This is a genomic window from Roseibium aggregatum (assembly GCF_014692675.1).
In the GTDB taxonomy this organism is placed as follows: domain Bacteria; phylum Pseudomonadota; class Alphaproteobacteria; order Rhizobiales; family Stappiaceae; genus Roseibium; species Roseibium aggregatum_C.
Genome location: NZ_JABFCZ010000004.1, coordinates 1 through 17,730 on the forward strand (window position 1 = coordinate 1; position 17,730 = coordinate 17,730).

Below are 17,730 nucleotides of genomic sequence, written 5' to 3' on the forward strand. Positions count from 1 at the left end.
CCTCCCTCCCGGCCCGAATGCCGACAGGGAGAAAATAATTTAGCTGGATACGGACTTCACCGAGCTGACCGGGATGCTGACATTGCCAACCTTCAGGTAAGGCGTTTCGCCCGAAAGGTCGACTTCATCGACTTTGCCGGACACCTCGGTCTTCGCCAGAATGGAATTTCCGGCCGCATTCTTGAGATCGAAACTGACCGTGTAGGCGCCATCGGGCGCATTTCCGGAACTGCCGACACCGTCCCAGGAATAGGTCCCGCTGCCCTTGGACAGGTTGACATCGCCCGAGTAGACGGTTGCGCCGTTGGAATTCTTGATGGTCACGGTGCCGGAGGCATTTTCGGGCAGGGTATACGACCAGTTGGCATTGCCGTCCTCCAGCATGGCCGTGCTGCCGCTGGCGGTCACCGTGGACCCAAGATAGTTGACGTAATTCGAAGCCTGGTTCGCCGCCATGCTCGAAACCAGCTGTTCCAGGTACTTGTTGGTCTGGATCGACTGCTCCACGGATGAATACTGCACGAGCTGGCTGGTGTATTCCGACGAATCCATCGGATTGAGCGGATCCTGGTTCTGAACCTGTGTGGTCAGGATCGACAGGAACAGGTCATAGTTGCCGAGCAGGGCATCGGATGCCGCCGAGGACTTGGACGTGCTATTTGCAGCTGTTGCAGAATCAACCGTTGTCATTACGCATACTCCTTGGTTCGCCCTGAGGGCGTTCGCTCCGGCGTTAAATCCTGATATCCAGGCCGCCTTGTTGGGATCGGACGGCCACCTGGATGTTCTGGCTGTCGATCACGTCGGGACTGTCGTCGGCGGCCGGACCACCAGCGGTATCGCCGGGATAGCCCTGGTCGCCGTTGCCCCAGGAAAAGCCGGACTGCTGGCTGCCGTTGTCATTCAGCGAAAACGACAGATTGTCGGCGTTCGTGTTGAGACCGGCATTCTGCAACGCGCGTTCCAGACCGCGCTGGTCGCGCATGAACAGGTCCAGGGTCTCGGGGCGGTCCACGATCAGATGGGCATGGACCCGGCCGTCATGTGCCACTTTCAGATCGACATCGACCCGCCCGAGTTCGGGAGGATCGAGGCGCATCTGGAACCGGGTCTGGCCGTTTTGCAGATGACGGACGATGCCCGAGGCAACCTGCGTCGCCACATGGGCCGCCTGCGCCTGGGTCGGGTTCTGCTGCATGTCGGTCCGCCCGGTGGTCATCTGGCTGGTATTGCCATCCGTGCGCATGTTGAGCGAAAGGGTCAGCTGGCCATCCGGATCCGCGTCGGCATCAGCATCGGCTGCCCTGCCCAATGCCCCGGCATTCGCGGCCGCTGCAAGCGCATTGCGTTCCGCGGCACGGGATGCCGCATTACCGGAACCTGCCGAAGCCTTGTCATCGGCCGCATCCGCCACGGACGTGCCCTTCGCGGTCTTTTCGGAAACGGCAACCGGTTCGCCGGGATCGACGGCGTCCGGATCGTCGAGCGCGGCGTCATCGGCCGCGGCCTGATCGGCCAGATCGGCATCCGCAGCCTTTTTCGCAACCTGCTTGGCCGCGGCTTCAACAGAAGGGTTTCCGGACGGCTGACCGTCGTCAGCGGCCGCCGGCATCGAGGCCGGCTTTCGGGACTGGAGGGTCTCTGTCCCTGCGGCTTCCGTTTGCGGATCGGCGGCTTCCGCGTCGACGGGCGCGTTTTCAGCCTGCCCGCCGGCGGAAACGGAGAGGGATGATGCGGCGGCCTGAGTCGCGTTATTCGCGCTCTTTGCGGATGCAGAAGACGGCTTGTCCTTGCCGGAGACCGGAACCACCGGGAGTTCTCCGGCCGTCTTTGCGGTCTTTTTCGAACTATCGGCGACGCCGGCAACGCTATCCGTATCGCTGTCAGCCTGCTGCGTCTTTGCCGCATCGGCGGCAAGAGACTCTTTCAAAATCGTCGAACGGGCGTTCTCGGGAAGATCCGACTGCCAGCGGCGCTTGCGTTGACTTTCCGCAGCCGGCTGAACATCGGCCTTTGCGGACACGGTCTCAGGCGCCGGGACTGCAGCATCCTTCGCACCGGAAGCCACGTTGGCCGACGGCTGGGCTTCCGTCGACACAGTCTTTACGAGGGCCTCATCGCCCCCTGCATCTTCGACACCGGCACCCCCGACCTGCTCACCGGCCCTGGCGGTGGCTGCTGCCGCTACATCTTCCAGCGCAGCGTCACGAGAACCAGCCGCACCGGACAGATCTCCGGACGCATCGGCCGGCTGCCCTGAGGGCTGAACGGACGGTACAGGCTGCCCCTTGCCTGCCAGGGAAGGATCGACCGGCGCCTGAGGCACGCCTTCACCGGCGGAAGCAGCCGGAAGCTGGGGCACGAAGCCACCCGCGGGCGGCGTGCCGGTACCCGCCGCACCGTTTACGCCATTCGAACCGCCGGCCTTGGCACCGGCCTCGGCGGACGCCGATGCAATTCCAGCCCCGTCAATGTCCAAAGCCCCGCCTTCCCCGTCCAGGTTCTGTCCGTTCGCGACAGGCGGCTGTACGGCCGGAACACCCAGCAGCAACGCCTCCAGCCCGGCCGGAAGGCCCTGCGTGCCGTCTGCCGCTGTTTTCTGGTTTTTCAGATCGAGGCCGGGAATGGCCGCCCCGTCGGGCAGAACCCCGGCCTGAGCGCCGGCCTGGGCCCCGGCCTGGGCCCCAACCTGGGCAATGCCACCGGTTGCATTCAGGGCAGCCGCAAAAGCAGAAGCATCCCCGGGCAGCGCAGGGAACGGCCCCGCGGCGCCGGCAGCTGCACCGGCCCCGACGCCAAGCGCGCCGGCAGAAACTTCAGTCAACAATCCGAAAGGCAGCAAACTCGCCCCCAATGCTCAAGCCCATTTGGGCAAACCACGTCACACAAGGGGAAAGCAATCGGCGCGCCAAATCGAAAATTGGATTTTTTCTATATATTTCAGAGGATTAGAAAAGACGCATGAATCAGCGTCGCAAGATCCGCCCGGAATCCCTTGCCCAATCGGCAAAGCTTGCCGAGTCCACCCCGGTGGAATTGGCATTGACAATGACTATCTGTATAGTGCGCCGACTTTCGCTGCACGCCTGAGCTCGGCCCGGCCGGCCGCGGGATCAACGGCTTGAGCGCCGAACACAAATGCGACGAAGCACCGAAGCGACAAAGAAACCGCCGGCGGAAAATGGCCGAACCGTTTCCACCCTTTTTGACCGACAGAATGAACTCTGAGTGACAGTATATATGCGCAACAGTCTGGATCTTCCCGGCCGCCCCGAAGACACGCGTGTCGTCGTTGCCATGTCCGGCGGCGTCGACAGTTCGGTCGTGGCCGCCATGCTGAAGGATGAAGGCTACGACGTCATCGGCGTGACGCTGCAGCTTTACGACCATGGCGCCGCCGTGCACCGCGCCAAGTCCTGCTGCGCGGGCCAGGACATCCATGACGCCCGTCGGGCGGCGGAAAAGATCGGCATTCCCCATTACGTGCTCGATTATGAAAGCCGCTTCAAGGAAGCGGTCATGGACCGCTTCGCCGACAGCTACATTGCCGGCGAAACGCCGATCCCCTGTGTCTCCTGCAACCAGACGGTCAAGTTCCACGACCTGCTGAAGACCGCAAAGGACCTGGGCGCCGACGTTCTGGCGACCGGCCACTACGTGCGCTCGCGCGCCTCGGGCAACAAGCGCAGCCTCTACCGCCCGGCCGACCTGGACCGGGACCAGAGCTATTTCCTGTTCGCCACCACCCAGGAACAGCTTGATTTCCTGCGCTTTCCCCTCGGCGGCCTGCCGAAGTCGGACGTGCGCGACCTCGCCCGCAAGTACGGCCTCGCCATTGCCGACAAGCCGGACAGCCAGGACATATGCTTCGTGCCGAACGGTAATTATGCAGATGTGATCCGCAAGCTTCGCCCCAATGCGGCCGAACCGGGCGAGATCGTTCACATGGACGGGCGGGTGCTCGGCAGCCATGACGGCATCATCCACTTCACAATCGGCCAGCGCCGCGGCATCGGTGTCGCCACCGGCGAGCCGCTTTACGTGGTGCGCCTGGACGCGGACCGGCGCCGCGTCGTCGTCGGCCCGCGCAAAGCGCTGGAAACCCGGAAGATCTACCTGCGCGAGGTCAACTGGATCGGCGATCTGCCGCTTGAAGACGGCGCCGAAATCGATCTCTTCACCAAGGTGCGCTCGACGCGGCCGCCGGCGCCTGCCATCCTGCGCCGGGACGGCGATGTGGTATCGGTCGAGCTCGTCACCGGCGAGACCGGCGTCGCGCCCGGCCAGGCCTGTGTCTTTTTCGACAGTGACACAGACGAGGCCCGCGTGCTCGGCGGCGGCTGGATCGACCGGGCCGAACGCGCGGGAAGCTGGACCCTGGACAAGACGGAAAGAGAGACGTTGACCGCATGAACAGAAGCGACACATTCCCCGAGCGCCTTCGGTTCATCGCCAACCGGATCAGGTCCCGTCTGAAAAGCCTACCGCAGGACGTGGCCAGGCTGGATGAAACCGCGGTCCGCACCGCCTATGCCCGCTGGGCGCCTTACTACGACCTCGTCTTCCGCGCCCCGTTCTACAAGGGCCGCCAGGAAGCCGTGAAACATATCAACACGCTTTCGGGCCATATCCTGGAAGCGGGTGTCGGCACCGGCATCTCCCTGCCGAAATACCGCTCCGACCTGGAGATCACCGGCATCGACCTGTCTGAGGAAATGCTGGAGCGGGCCCGCCTGAGGGCCCGCGACCTGCCGAACGTGCGCGAACTGACCACCATGGACGCCGGCAACCTGTCCTTTCCCGACGATCATTTCGACGTGGCCGTCGCCATGTATGTGATCACCGTGGTTCCCGATCCCGCCAGGGTCATGCGGGAACTGGAACGGGTGACCAAGCCCGGCGGCACCGTCATCCTGGTCAACCACTTTTCCGCCGACGGCGGCTTGCGCGCCCATGCCGAGCGCGCCCTGGAACGGTTCGCCGACCGCCTGGGCTGGAACACGGACTTCCCCAAGTCGCGCATTCTCACCCGCACGAGCATGCGCCTGGAAAAGGAAACCACTCTGGCGCCCTTCGGCCTGTTCACCCTGATGACCTTCAGAAAGCCGGAACACCCCGCCTCGGCAGAATGACCGGCGGGCCTTGGCAAAAACGCCGGATCCGGCCGCAAAACCGGCCCGTTCCGGTCCCGTCGCGAACTCCACCGTTTCCCGGCACGAGACCGCTTGACAGCCCGCCCCCTGCCTCACTATAAGCAGCGCACATTCGCGAACGCGAAGACCTGTGGCGGAGTAGCTCAGCCGGTTAGAGCAGCGGAATCATAATCCGCGTGTCGGGGGTTCGAGTCCCTCCTCCGCTACCATTTTTCTCACCTATCTCTCAGGTCGGGCACATCCATTGAAATATCCATTACTGGGAGAGAGACGGTATTTCCGAACCTCGTCATTTCCACAGGCGTAAGATCACCTTGAATCGTTCTTAATAGCCAGTGTCTGGGTTGCGCACCCTATTTCCCGATCTTGAGACATTTCATCCGCGCCTTGATGGCAGCCGGATTAAGCGACCAGGACGGATATTTCTTCGCAATCTCTTCGCAATTGAGCGAGCTGTCCGCGGCCTTGTCTTCCTTTACCGATGGCTTGGGCTTCTCCCCTAAAGGCGCTGACTTGACCGGCTGGGGCGCAGTCTTTTGCGCCGTCACGGGAGCCCATTTGTCGCAATAAGTCCGCGCGTGCGCTTTCACGCAAACCCAATCCCATTTCGAGCAGACGGTCTTGGTATCGTATTTGGCGCATTCGGGACGCGCAATCTCGCCTTTCCATCCAACGCAATAGGTATAGGTCTCATGTGCAACGCAGATGCGCTTGCCGCCTTCACACCATTCAACGGTTTTCCAATTGGCGCAGACCTTGTTATAGGCGTTCTCGCCGCTTAGCTGACTGAGATGATTGCGGATATCCTTGATGTAGAAGCTGAGCTGGAACTGGTCGAGCTGCTGCCATTTGCCCTTGGCGTCTTTCATTTCTCCGGAGAACCGTATGTTGCAGGTGCCACCATCCTTTTCATCGACCGACGGATCGCCGACAGCTTTCAGGTTCCGGTAATTGGCACCGTCAAAGCTCTTTGAGATTTGCTTCTGATAGGCAAGGCAGACCGAGCGCGGCAACGCTTTGTCCCAAGGGGTGATTGTGGCGTTTGGCAAATTCGGAGCAGCCGTGGGCGGCGTTACCGAGGTCTTAGGCTGATTTATCAGATTTTTCGGTTTTTGCGTTGGCGGAATCGTTGAGGCCGGGCCGGCAGGCGATGGTGCAGTCTTTGTCTCTTTTTGCTCAAGCTCGGGCTTTTGATCGGCTGTAGCCATTTGTTCCGGTTTCTTCGGTTTTTTCTTTTTCTTTCTCTCCTCTTTCTCCTTTTTCGCTTTTTGCCGTTCCGCTTCCAGAGCCTCCAGTCGCGCGGCGAGTTCCGCCTTCTGATCCTCCGTCAGCGTATCATAAAGGTCGAAACCGGCGTTCTTGGCCCAGTCGTCCAACGCGCGGGCGAACCGCGCCGAGCCGCGCATGGTCCGGGCATTCATCCAGATTTGCGCCGCGTATTTGCGGACGAGGTCGCGGTATTTTCCGTCGTAGATGTAACGGGAGAGGAAAAGCTCCGGGATCCTCTGGTCGCCGATGATATCAAGGCCATAGAGCCTGGTAGCCCCGAACTCGACGTCCATGTTGATGCTGCCACGCAGCCGCCGCATGATGGAAAGCACTTGCTGTGCATTCTGCTCCCGCTTAAGGGCTGCGTCGCCATGGCTCACAAGGAAGGCCAATTGCCTGGGTGTTGGTCGGGAGCCATTGGCAAGCACCCGGCCAAATATTTTCGTAGCCGGAACCGGCCCTTTCACCACGTACCAGCTCTTGGCTTTCTCATCCCAGATGTAGCTACGCGGATCGTTGTTATCGACGACATTCTTGAAAAGATAATCCGGACCGGCAGGGGCAAGCGTTTCGTCGGCGAGGTCGGGAAACTGTTCCTTCAGCCGCAGATAGCGCGGATCGTCGATATTCTGGCTGACACCGCCACCAATCATATCCTGCTTGAATTTTTCGTTGATAGTACCGGCCAGCTTGTCGGTTGCACCGAGTAATTGTCCGGTAATGTCGCCGTACATTTCGATCGCATCGCCGATCAATGGAACGTTGCCGCCATATTCCTTCATCACGTCGGCAAGAACGGAAAGATTCTTGGCGAGCGGCCCACCCTTGCGGGCCTTGGCCCGGTCGCGGATTTCCTTGACCTTGTCGTAGAGGTCGAAGGCGGATTTGACGTGGCCGGCGCCCTTTTGCAAGAGCTTCAGATTGCCGACCTGGTCATAAACTTCCGTCTGCACGGTTCGCACAACCCGCAAGGCTTCCTTAAGCTGTTTCACCCTTTCCGGATGGTTCTTGTTCTTTTCGATCAATACACGAAAAGTCTTGTCGGCGAGCTCGATGTTTTCCAGAAATGCATCAAGCTTTCCCGTCGTATCGTCGATCTCATCGAGCATGTCCTTGAAATCGCTTTCTACCGCATCGACTGTTTCCAACGCGTCTTCAGTAGCGGTCTGGGCATTGGCGCTATCGGGGACGTAAACCGTGACCGTAGCGGCGAGGGCCAGGAAACGAAAAAATGCGGCTAGCGTTTTCATGTCAGGCATTGGTCTTCTCGTCCGTGGAAGCAGTCTTCTTATAGGCAACCTCGAGCAGCCATCATTGGCTCTGTCGCAGGAAAGTCACGAGTGCCTTCTTGCTCGCCGGGCCGAACCGGCCGTCAATTCCACCGTGGTAATAGCCTAGCCGGAAGAGATACATCTGCACGGCCTTCAGCGTCTCTCCGGCACGGGATTCCGGATAGGTCAGCAAGGCGTCGATAGCGCCTTCATCTCCGGCCTTGGCCGCTGCGACGAGATAGTCGGCGGCCTTTTGATAGTCGGGAGCCATGCCTTCACCACTTTCAAGGACGAGGGCAAGATGGGTCATTGCCGCGACATGGTCCCGTTCCGCCGCCTGCTGCAACCAATAGGCGGCTTCTTCCATGTGATGACGGCCACCTTCCGCGAGCATGCCGTCGCGCGCCAGCATGCCGAGGGAATACATGGCTTGTCGCGACCCCAGGCTTGCCGCCTTCTTGTAATAGTCGATGGTTTTTTGCGGGTTGTTGCGCTCGTCGGTAAAGCTCAAATAGACCCGCGCCAATTGTGTCATGAAGCGCGTCTCATTCGGAAACTCCGCAAGCGCTTGCTCACAAGCCTCCAGTGCCCGTGCCGGATCGTCAATGATTGCCAGGTCGTCATTGGGGCCGAGTGCAACTGCGTCAGGGTCTTTCGGATCAGCCGCAAGTCGGTCGCAGTCAGTAAGACCAGCCTTGGCGGTAACAGGTGCAGGGGCGGGTGTCTCGGGCGCGGGAGGAGACGCTTTGGCTGCCGGCGGCTCGCTCGCTGGCAGAGCTTGCGTATTTTTCAAGCTCTTCAACCTCAAACCGGCAAGATCGGCAAAAGCGCCATCTGGATAGCGTGTCAGATAGGCTTCGAATTCAGCCGGGTTGGAGGAATTGGCGATGGCGTTCCAGAAGGCCAACTCGACGGGATCATAAGCCGGCTGACGAGACTGTGACGCTGTTTCGTTTTGGGGTGAGGGTGCGGCAGAAACCGGCGGTGTTTTGACCGGGGCCGGTGCGGCAGGTTTGTCTTGTCCGATGACGCCTGCAAGCCTTTCCCGGACGCTGACCGCATCCTGCAGATAATCTTCAAAGACAAGGGACGGCGCCACATAACGCCACAGAAGTTCTTCGCCCGGCGCCCGGCCTTTCAACACCACGACCCAAGACGTAACCTGAATACCGTTTAAGACGTAATGTGCATCGAATTGGCGGATCGCACCGTCCTTGATCCGGTTGGAGCGGCTGGGCGGCGTGTCATTAAACCTGGCGGCTTCGTCTAAGTCACCAATCGTGCTTTTTGCAATACTTAGCCGGTTGTCGAGGTCGGCCACTTTCGATGGGTTGTCGAAGCGCCTGAGTTCAATGAAGACCCTGCCGTCTTCCATCGGCGCGGTGAGCGTGTGGACGTCACTCGTCGCATCGATATCCCAGCCCGACGGCGCAATATTGTCCAGAACAGTCAGACTGTCGTCGGCGGCGTACACAAGGCCTGTCATTAAGAGAAAGGCGACCGTTCCCGATACCAGGCCACAAGTCGATAGGAAATTGGACATGGCCGCCCGCCTCTGTCTACTACTTGGTTCACATATCTTTTGCCACGATAGCGCGAACCCGGAATACAGCTTTGAGCGATGTCAATTAGCCGAGTTCCTGAGTATCGTTTAAGCGTTGAAAACGCCCTGAGCAGGATCTCCCGGATCTTGCGCGCGCCCCAGCGCGGTTTGTCCTTCTTTGTGGAAACGATCTCAGATCTTGTGGCCTGTCTTGCGCGAGATGCCGAACTCGCGGCACACCGAACTCATGCCTTCCCCATCCAGAAGACGGGCGACGAAGCGAAGACGTTCCTCCATGACGGACACCTCTTTCCACGGCATCGACACCTCCCGCAAAAACGAAAAGTGTTACCTATGTGTCCGGAACGTTTTGTCACCTATCTCTCAGGTCGGGCAGTATTGCAACGAAGAACTCTCTTAAGTTGCAGGGCGCGCTATCTTCTCCCGCATATCATTCCTTGTCCTTGGACAACACGTAAAGCATTGCGTGGGCTGCTGCCCGCACGCCTGTGCGTAAATAACTGACCGGAATTGGGTCCGATTGCGGACCGTCTGGTTTTACATCGTACGAGAAAAAATGCAGACATTCGTGCAAAGTAGACGCACGGTCGCTTATAGCCCCCGAACTTACATCCACTCAAACTGTTTAGAAAGCTTTCGTCGCGCATCTAGACCTATGTTTCTGGGAAATCGCGCCATTATCGATGGGTGTTTCCCTCGGGTATCCCGGCAAGACAGGCATGAGATCACAGCCCTTTGCGATATCTGGAGGGCGATTGTCCGGTCCAGCGCTTGAATGCCCGGGCGAAGCTCGCTGCATCGGAAAACCCGAGTGCCCCGGCGATCTCTTCGGTCCGTTGAGGCGTGTTTGTGGCCATGATCTTAAGGGCGGTTTCGTAGCGAGTCTTATCTCTGATTCCCTGGAAAGTCGTTCCTAACTGAGCGAGTGTGCGCTGCAAGCTCTTGGGATGAACCCCAAGGTGATGTGCCAGGTTTTCCAAGCCGAACGCTTTATCGGATAGTTTTTCACGGCAGGTTTTTTCAAGATATGCAAGCACAGCTTCACGGGGAGAGCCGTCCTTGAATTCACCCCGGAGGGAACGTGGAATGTCCCAGTCCAGGTCGAGCGGTCGCCGCAGCCAATCGGATGGGAAGACGACCTGAACCCCATTCCATTTCCTTTTCATTAGCGAAGAATGAGGGATCAGATCCGGCGGAACGCCTCGAAGGTTTTGTGCTGAAACCAGGAGCCGTTCTGGTTTGAAGTCTTCTTTCACGACCAGGCGCAAGAACGTGACCCAGATACCGATCACAGCCGCGTCCGCCTGCACGATCGGCGCCGATGGGCTGAAGGCCCGTTTACCCTGGATCACGGTGTGATCGGCATTGATCTGGAGCGAGTAGCGGATGTTGGTGATCTGATTGCCAAGTTCAAGAACGGCGAGAGGAAGAAACTCGGCAAGCGTTTGCGACACAGCATAGCTCTCGCGAACGAAAACGGGTCCGGCTCTTACGAACTGCTCCGCCGACCGTGCGGCAAAGTAGGGATCATTCAAGGCACCCGCCATTTCCTCAACTGCCAGATAAAGTGCATTTCCGGTAATCAGCACCGTTGAGTCGGCGAGATCGAGGTGTTCCAGGCCAGCGGCCTTCAAGACCGGATCGATGCGGCCTCCTCGCTGCCGGAACTGCGCTAGAAATGGCAAAAGCTGCGCAGCACGGTTAAATGCAATCCCATCGGACACAACTCAGCTCCCTTCAATCCAAACCGGCAAACGGCAACACGCTCGACGCATACTACGTCTTTGCTTTAGAGGACAGCAATCAAAGCATCTTGTCCTGAGACGCAGTGTTTAGAAGGTGGTGTCCGTGCTTGAATACTTGCAACGTTCGTCATTTTTTTGCGGCTTGCTCAACACGGTTCAACCTCATGTCTTCCCATGCATTTTCTTTCGCTACCTGCGCCCTGGTTGCTTCACTGATGAGTGTGACCGCAGCCCTCGCAAATGACATCGTTCTCCAGAACGGCCGCGTTATTGATCCGGAAACTGGCCTTGACGCGATCCGAAACGTGGCAATATCAGACGGCAAGATCACGGCAATTAGTGAATTCCCGCTTGAAGGCGACGTTGTGGTCGACGCGACGGGTCACGTCGTGTCGCCCGGGTTCATCGATTTGCACGCACACGGCCAAAGCATCGGCGATTACCGCATGCAGGCGATGCAGGGGGTGACGACGGCGCTGGAGCTCGAGTCGGGGGTTCTGCCCATTAGCGCGTGGTACGAGGGTCAGGCGGCGAAAAACCTGCCGATCAACTACGGAGCGGCAGCGGGCTGGACTTACAGCCGGATCGCGACCTTCGACAACACCGACCCTCTGGCCACAGTCGAGTTTTTCCAGCAAGCTCAGTCAGAGAGCGACTGGAAAACGAAATTCGCCGACACGGCGCAGTCTGAGCATATCCTTTCCCTGGTCGAACAGGGGCTCAAGGAAGGCGGGCTCGGGATTGGGGTCAATGCAGGCTATGCGCCCGGATACGGCCAGAAGGAGTATTTTGCGCTGGCGGAACTCGCCAAACGATATGGAGTAGCCACCTATACCCATGTCCGCTACGCCAGCGTGATCGAACCGCAAAGTTCCTTCGAAGCGCTCAAGGAATTGATTGCCAATGCGGCAATAACCGGTGCGCACATGCATATTTGCCATATCAACAGCACCTCGATGGCGGATATCGAGGCAACGCTGGCGCTTGTGGACGAGGCCATGACGAAGGGCATCAACATCACCGTCGAGGCCTATCCTTATGGCGCTGCGAGCACCGTTGTCGGGGCCGCGATGTTCACAGGGCCGGACTGGCGCGACCGGATGCAGTCGACGGCCGAGAACTTCCAGCTCGGTGCCGACCGCATGAGCGAGGACGAACTGGCGGACTATCAGGCCAACAAACCGGGCACCTTCATCACGTGGCACTTCCTGGACGAGAGCAAGCCGGAAGACCTGGCCCTGCTGGACATGTCGGTCACGCACCCTGCAACGATGATCGCTTCGGATGCCACCTTCTGGTCCTACTTTGACGAGGATGGCAGCATCCAGACCTACACGGGCGATGCTTGGCCCCTACCCGACAACGTGTTTGCCCACCCCCGTTCGGCCGGTACATATGCAAAGATTCTTCGCTCTTATGTGCGCGAACGCGGTGTCTTGTCGATGAGCGAGGCGATCCGGAAGATGTCGCTGATGCCGGCGCAGACGCTGGAAGACTTTGTGCCACAGATGCGTCGAAAGGGCCGGCTGCAGGTGGGTATGGACGCCGATATCGTTGTGTTCGACCCCGAGACGGTGGCCGATCGCGCGACCTTCGAGAACGCCAACCAGCCCGCTGTCGGTGTTCAGACCGTGCTCGTGAACGGCGGCTTTGTCGTGCGCGACGGCAACCTCATACTCGACGCGCCACACGGGCAGCCGATCCGCAGAGCACAGGAGCAATGAGACGGCCTATCAACCGAAAAGGAATGACGCCAATGAAACCGAATTCGTCATTTACCGCAGTCGCTTTTGCCTCCGCGTTACTTTTCGCTAGCGCCGCTACAGCCCAGGAATACGATCTCGTCATCCTTAATGGGCGGGTCATGGACCCGGAGACGCTCTACGACAGCATCGCCAATGTCGGGATTTCGGACGGCCGCATCGTCGAGATTTCCAAAGAGCCTTTGACGGGAGCGGAGGAAATCGACGCCTCCGGACACATCGTCGCGCCAGGGTTCATCGACACCCATTTCCACTGGCAGCAGCCGATGGGTTATTCGCTCGGGCTTCGCGACGGATTAACCAGCAGCATGGACATCGAAGAAGGGTGCGCCGGCACAATCATCGCCAAGTGGTACGAGGCGCGCGCCGGTGTTACGCAGGCGAATTACGGATGCGCCTCCAGCCATGAGCTTGCCCGGTCCATCGTCCTCGACGGGTTCGCCGACCAGGAAATCCTGCTTCATGGTCCTGCCGCTGCATTGGAGACACGGAAGGCTTCGGGTTGGAGCCTGACCGAGGCAGACTACGACACCGGCAACCAGATCCTTCAGATCATCGACAAGGGCTTGCAGGACGGTGCGCTCGGCATTGGCAGCACACTTGGTTACATGCGAGATGGCGTGACCTCGCGCGAAATGTTCGAGGTGCAGAAGGTCGGTGCGCGCTATGGCAGGCATACAGCCGTGCACACCCGTTTCACTCCCGACAACGCCACGTTCGAGAATCTCGGGCTCCAGGAAATTATCGCCAACGCGCTCGCTCTCGACGCGCCGGCAACGATCAATCATTACAACAACCCGGGTTGGCGCCTCGGTCACGAGATCATCCAGCGCCTGCAGGAACAGGGCTTCAACATCTGGGGCGAGATCTATCCCTATGCCGCCGGCTCAACTGCATTGAACGCGGTCTTCCTGAAGCCCGAGAACTGGGTGGATCGGCTCGGCCATAGCTACGAGGATACGTTGCAAGACCCTGTGACGGGAGATTTCTACACGTTGGAAACCTACAACAAAGGCTTGGAGGAAACCCCGACCAAGGAAATCGTGCTTTTCAAGATGCCGCCCGAGGACTCCGTGAAATGGTTGACACTCAGGGGCACGACGATGGCCAGTGACGCAATGTTCGCTGAGCCTCTGATGGCACCTTGGAATACTCCATTCGAGGAGTTGGGTAACATGCACCCGCGTGGTGCCGGTGCGCGCGCCGCCACGCTGCGCCTCGGGCGCGAGAACGACATCCCAATGATGCACCTGTTGTCGATCCTCAGCTACAACGCGGCGCACCATTTGGGCCGCACAGGGCTGAAGGCGATGCAGGAGCGGGGCCGGATGCAGGAGGGCATGGTCGCCGATATAGTGGTGTTCGACCCCGAGACTGTGACCGACAATGCGACCTATGATCAGGGCTCGATCCCCTCGACCGGATTCAAGGCGGTGATCGTGCATGGCGAGGTCACGGTACGCGACGACGAGTTGCTGGAGGTTTTCGCCGGCCAGCCGATCCGCTTCGAACCCGAGGATCAGCCGCGTTTCGAGACGGTGACCGAAGAGGCTTGGAACCGCGAATTCTCGACCGGTATGCCTGATGTGGCGCCTGGTATCCCGCCGCAGGGGGCAAACTGAGATGGCGCACCCGAGCCTCCCAAGACTGTTGCTCGCTGCTATCGCCGTTTGCCTCATCTGTTTGATGTCCAAGGCTCCGGCTTTGGCCGAACCGCAGGTGATCACCTTTCAGGATCTGCCCGACCCGGCCGCCCAAGGCTTCGCAGACCCCTTCAAGGCGATGGGGTACGACATGCTCCAAGAACTCCGGACCGTTGTCCGGCAGGAGGCGCGTCTTACCAATGGAGAGATATCGCCTGAAGCCCTGCCGCGGCTGCGGACCCGGATAGACGCTGCCCGCGCCCGTCTTGAGACGAACGGCTATGACATCGCTGAGCTCCTGTCCCAACGCTGGACGGTCGCAGAAAATCGCCGCCGCGCCATGTTTGAGCCCAATCCCGCCCTGGACAACAATGAGATCTCCTTGTCCGGTTTTCTGATCCCCGCAGGCCGGAATACGGACGGAGTCCACGTTGGATATCTGGTTTCCCAGGTGGGCATGTGCAGCCATATTCCGCCCCCGCCACCAAACCAGCTTGTGCGTGTCTCCCTTCCGCAGGGCGTGCCTACAACGTCTCTCTATCAACCGGTCCAGGTAACCGGAACGCTGCACGCAACGCCGCACGATGAGACGATCTATCTTCTTGATGGCGAGGTGCGTATGGTCGGAAGCTGGACCATGGTCGCTCAGCATGCCGCAAACGTAGATCTCTCCGACGCGGGCGACAAAACATCCGCTGAAACTCGAAGTTTTCGAGCTTTTACCGGTGGGGAGGCCCGTGTTGATCGCAAACGTACAACGGTAAATGAGGAAACAAACTAAAGACGCTCCCTGAAACCCTTTTTCGAGATTTGCCGTTGTTTACCTTTTTTGGGGCGATGTTGAGAGGTGGCGAATAATCTCTGACTGATCGGATCACACACCTAATCATGACCAATGGGTGAGGCGTTGACGATTTCCAATGCGCCCGAAGAGAATCCTTTTCTACCCGCCACTGAATGTCGGCTTTCAGGACATCATTTAGATATTTCGGGCGACGGGACCGGTCGCAAAGAGCTTCCAGGCCGTCCTGCCGGTAACGATCCCAGATCTTGTGGCCTGTCTTGCGCGAGATGCCGAACTCGCGGCACACCGAACTCATGCCTTCCCCATCCAGAAGACGGGCGACGAAGCGAAGACGTTCCTCCATAACGGACAGCTCTTTCCACGGCATCGACACCTCCCGCAAAAGCGAAAAGTGTTACCTATATCTCCGGAACGTTCTGTCACCTATGTCTCAGGTCGGGCACAATAACCTACATAGATCAGGCAAAGCAGCCATCAGGCGGGAACACCCAATGCCGGTGTTCAACACGCGCCATCGAAACTCCATAGCCATTGCCCAGGCTGCGGATTGCCTGAGCCGATGCGTTTCCGGATTGCGAAGAACGTATCTCTAGGAGAGCTTATAAGCCGCATAGGTCGCGACCCGGTCTCCATTTTTGATATCGTATCCCGCGCTGTAAAGCTCTCCGTTCGGAGCCACGGCGATTACGGTTGGAAAACTGTTCGAATACCATGACCTGGCAAGCGTCTTTCCGGTGCTGTCGATGACGGCGACAATGGCGAGAGGCTCCCCCCTCGCCTCGCGAAAGAGGAGCGCAAAGCGTCCGCCTGAAAGGGCGACGGCATCGGCGAGAACGAGACCATCGTCTTTTCTCTCGTCGCTGCGCACGAACATGCGGCGGTATTCTTTCCCGTCGGCTGTTTGAATCGACACGGCAACGTCTTGGCGAAAGCCATTTCCCACCTCCTGGACGATCATGTTCCAAATCGACCCACCGAGCAGATTTGTTCGGCCATCCTGAGCGTAAGCACTTGCAGTCGCATGAAAATATGCGGGCTGGCTGTCTTGGGGACTGCCCACCCCCTCCGGCATCATGACATATGGGCTCAAGTATTGTTCATCAACCAGCCAGGTTTGAGGCCTTCCCTCCGAATCCTTCTCGAGTGAAATCGTCCGCGTGTATCCTACGCTCTTGTTGCTGAAGGCGTTTTCGTTTTTTCCCGACAGGACAATGAACCATTTGTTCAAATCTCCCTGAAAAATCGAGACATGCGTGTATGAGCGGTAATTGTCGAAATTACGATCTGCACTTGGCAGCTTTAACAATGCCACATGGTTGCTATCCATGCTGAAAACGGCTGCGCCGTAGCTCTTGGTGCTCTCGCCATCGATGTATTCAATCAGGAAAACCGCAAAATCGCGGTTTCGGCAATAGCGGATGATGCGCGCGTTTTCCAGCACACCGTCCACCGTGCTGGTCCCTCCATCGTTCCTGTCGTAGGTCCAAAGCCTCGAGTGTTCCCTGGGACTTTTCGGAGTGAAGCCGACCAGCGTGTCGTGACGCTGAATGTCGCTATAGGCAGCAAAGCCGAATGCCGGATCCACATCCACATCCAGTTTGGCCCCCGATTCCCCGTCCCCAAGCCGGTGCGACAGGGCAAAGCCCTTGTTCGAGGTCCGGCCCACGAGAATGGCATTGCCGCTCTTGTCGATATCGATCGCCAGAAATTCCTTTGCGCCCTCATCGGAGTACCTCCCCGTAGCACGGGTTTCGAGCGTGCGCGCCGACATCCAATCCGTATCTTCCGGTGCAGGAAAAGGGCGTCGCGGCGCCGGTGGAGCTGCAGGTTCGGCATCTGTAACCGTGTCAGTCTCGTAAGACGGTCCCCCGTCATTGGACGAGAGCACCTTCAAGCCGACAACCCCGCCCGCAATCGCAACCGTTGCCAGGCCGCCGATCAACACGCCGCGCCGGCCCATTTTGGACGCACCGTCCGGGCGTGACGGGGATGTGGCCGAAGTTGCGGTACGAGCGGCCGTTTCTGCATTTGCCCGATGGACCCCGCGCGGCCGCCGAACCTGTTCGTCCGGGCCGGCATCGACGGGCCTGTCTGCCGGCTCCGCCGGGGCGGAAGCGGCCTCTTCCGATTGCGCGTTTTCTTCGACGTTTTCTGACGCCGTGACAGTATCGACCGGCGGCGCCTCTTCGAAAATCTCGACGACCAAAGTCATTTGGCGGCTATCCATCACCGTGCCCGAGGCCGTGACAGCGATCACTCGCCCGTCGGAACCGCATTTTATCGCGATCCGTCTGCCGTCGCCGGTGACGGCAATCACCGCCGGCTGATCGGCGGTCACCATATCGCCAACAGCAACTTTTATTTCACTGACCGTGAGAGGATAGAGCCCTTTGGAGGCAGGCGACATAATCGTCTTGAAAGTCAAATCAAATTCCGTTTCGGCAAGCAATGGAAGTACTTAGATGCCAAAATCGTATTAACTTTCGCGAACCACTGTCAACCGGCAACCGGACGCTT

General features: G+C 59.1%; 11 protein-coding genes, 1 tRNA gene and 2 pseudogenes. 6 read left to right on the forward strand and 8 right to left on the reverse strand.

Annotated elements, in window-relative coordinates; translation table 11 throughout:
* Positions 1–39 precede the first annotated feature (39 nt).
* A complete protein-coding gene (locus HK439_RS03690; protein ID WP_190290034.1) occupies positions 40–690 on the reverse strand; it encodes a flagellar hook assembly protein FlgD in 651 nt (216 codons plus the stop codon).
* Positions 691–733: 43 nt separating this feature from the next.
* Positions 734–2,824 carry a flagellar hook-length control protein FliK gene (locus HK439_RS03695; protein WP_190290035.1) on the reverse strand — a complete coding sequence of 697 codons (2,091 nt, stop codon included), beginning with the start codon at positions 2,822–2,824 and terminating at the stop codon, positions 734–736.
* A gap of 416 nt (positions 2,825–3,240) precedes the next feature.
* Here HK439_RS03695 and mnmA point away from each other — a divergent pair, with 416 nt between their 5' ends.
* From mnmA to HK439_RS03710, 3 genes are all read left to right on the forward strand, one after another.
* Entirely contained in the window at positions 3,241–4,413 is a 1,173-nt protein-coding gene (gene mnmA, locus HK439_RS03700) for a tRNA 2-thiouridine(34) synthase MnmA (protein ID WP_190290230.1), read from the forward strand.
* Positions 4,410–5,132: a class I SAM-dependent methyltransferase gene (locus HK439_RS03705; protein ID WP_190290036.1), complete on the forward strand. Its 723-nt coding sequence runs from the start codon at positions 4,410–4,412 to the stop codon at positions 5,130–5,132. The genes mnmA and HK439_RS03705 overlap by 4 nt, the downstream gene beginning before the upstream one ends.
* Before the next feature lie 153 nt (positions 5,133–5,285).
* Positions 5,286–5,362 (forward strand) — tRNA-Met (locus tag HK439_RS03710).
* 144 nt (positions 5,363–5,506) lie between these two features.
* On the opposite strand, the gene HK439_RS03715 is transcribed toward HK439_RS03710, so the two are convergent.
* The 4 genes and pseudogenes from HK439_RS03715 to HK439_RS27215 form a co-directional block, all read right to left on the reverse strand.
* Positions 5,507–7,681 (reverse strand): hypothetical protein, encoded by a 2,175-nt coding sequence (locus HK439_RS03715; protein WP_190290037.1) that lies wholly within the window; start codon positions 7,679–7,681, stop codon positions 5,507–5,509.
* A gap of 52 nt (positions 7,682–7,733) precedes the next feature.
* Positions 7,734–9,236: a tetratricopeptide repeat protein gene (locus HK439_RS03720; RefSeq protein ID WP_190290038.1), complete on the reverse strand. Its 1,503-nt coding sequence runs from the start codon at positions 9,234–9,236 to the stop codon at positions 7,734–7,736.
* A gap of 125 nt (positions 9,237–9,361) precedes the next feature.
* A pseudogene (locus HK439_RS03725) lies at positions 9,362–9,557 on the reverse strand (IS481 family transposase); the annotation flags it as partial.
* A 425-nt stretch (positions 9,558–9,982) separates the two neighbouring features.
* Positions 9,983–10,981 (reverse strand): AraC family transcriptional regulator, encoded by a 999-nt coding sequence (locus HK439_RS27215; protein ID WP_190290039.1) that lies wholly within the window; start codon positions 10,979–10,981, stop codon positions 9,983–9,985.
* Between the two features lie 185 nt (positions 10,982–11,166).
* Here HK439_RS27215 and HK439_RS03735 point away from each other — a divergent pair, with 185 nt between their 5' ends.
* From HK439_RS03735 to HK439_RS03745, 3 genes are read left to right on the forward strand one after another with little or no spacing between them, the layout of a single operon-like run.
* Positions 11,167–12,726 carry an amidohydrolase family protein gene (locus tag HK439_RS03735; RefSeq protein ID WP_190290040.1) on the forward strand — a complete coding sequence of 520 codons (1,560 nt, stop codon included), beginning with the start codon at positions 11,167–11,169 and terminating at the stop codon, positions 12,724–12,726.
* Between the two features lie 32 nt (positions 12,727–12,758).
* A complete protein-coding gene (locus HK439_RS03740; RefSeq protein ID WP_190290041.1) occupies positions 12,759–14,387 on the forward strand; it encodes a hydrolase in 1,629 nt (542 codons plus the stop codon).
* A 1-nt stretch (position 14,388) separates the two neighbouring features.
* Positions 14,389–15,189, forward strand: a complete 801-nt coding sequence (locus tag HK439_RS03745) for a DUF3299 domain-containing protein (protein ID WP_190290042.1) — start codon at positions 14,389–14,391, stop codon at positions 15,187–15,189.
* Between the two features lie 201 nt (positions 15,190–15,390).
* Here the strand turns inward: HK439_RS03745 and HK439_RS03750 are convergent.
* Together HK439_RS03750 and HK439_RS03755 are read right to left on the reverse strand one after the other, a co-directional pair.
* Positions 15,391–15,580: pseudogene (locus HK439_RS03750) on the reverse strand (helix-turn-helix domain-containing protein); the annotation flags it as partial.
* Positions 15,581–15,802: 222 nt separating this feature from the next.
* Positions 15,803–17,662, reverse strand: a complete 1,860-nt coding sequence (locus HK439_RS03755; RefSeq protein ID WP_190290043.1) for a hypothetical protein — start codon at positions 17,660–17,662, stop codon at positions 15,803–15,805.
* Between the last annotated feature and the right edge of the window lie 68 nt (positions 17,663–17,730).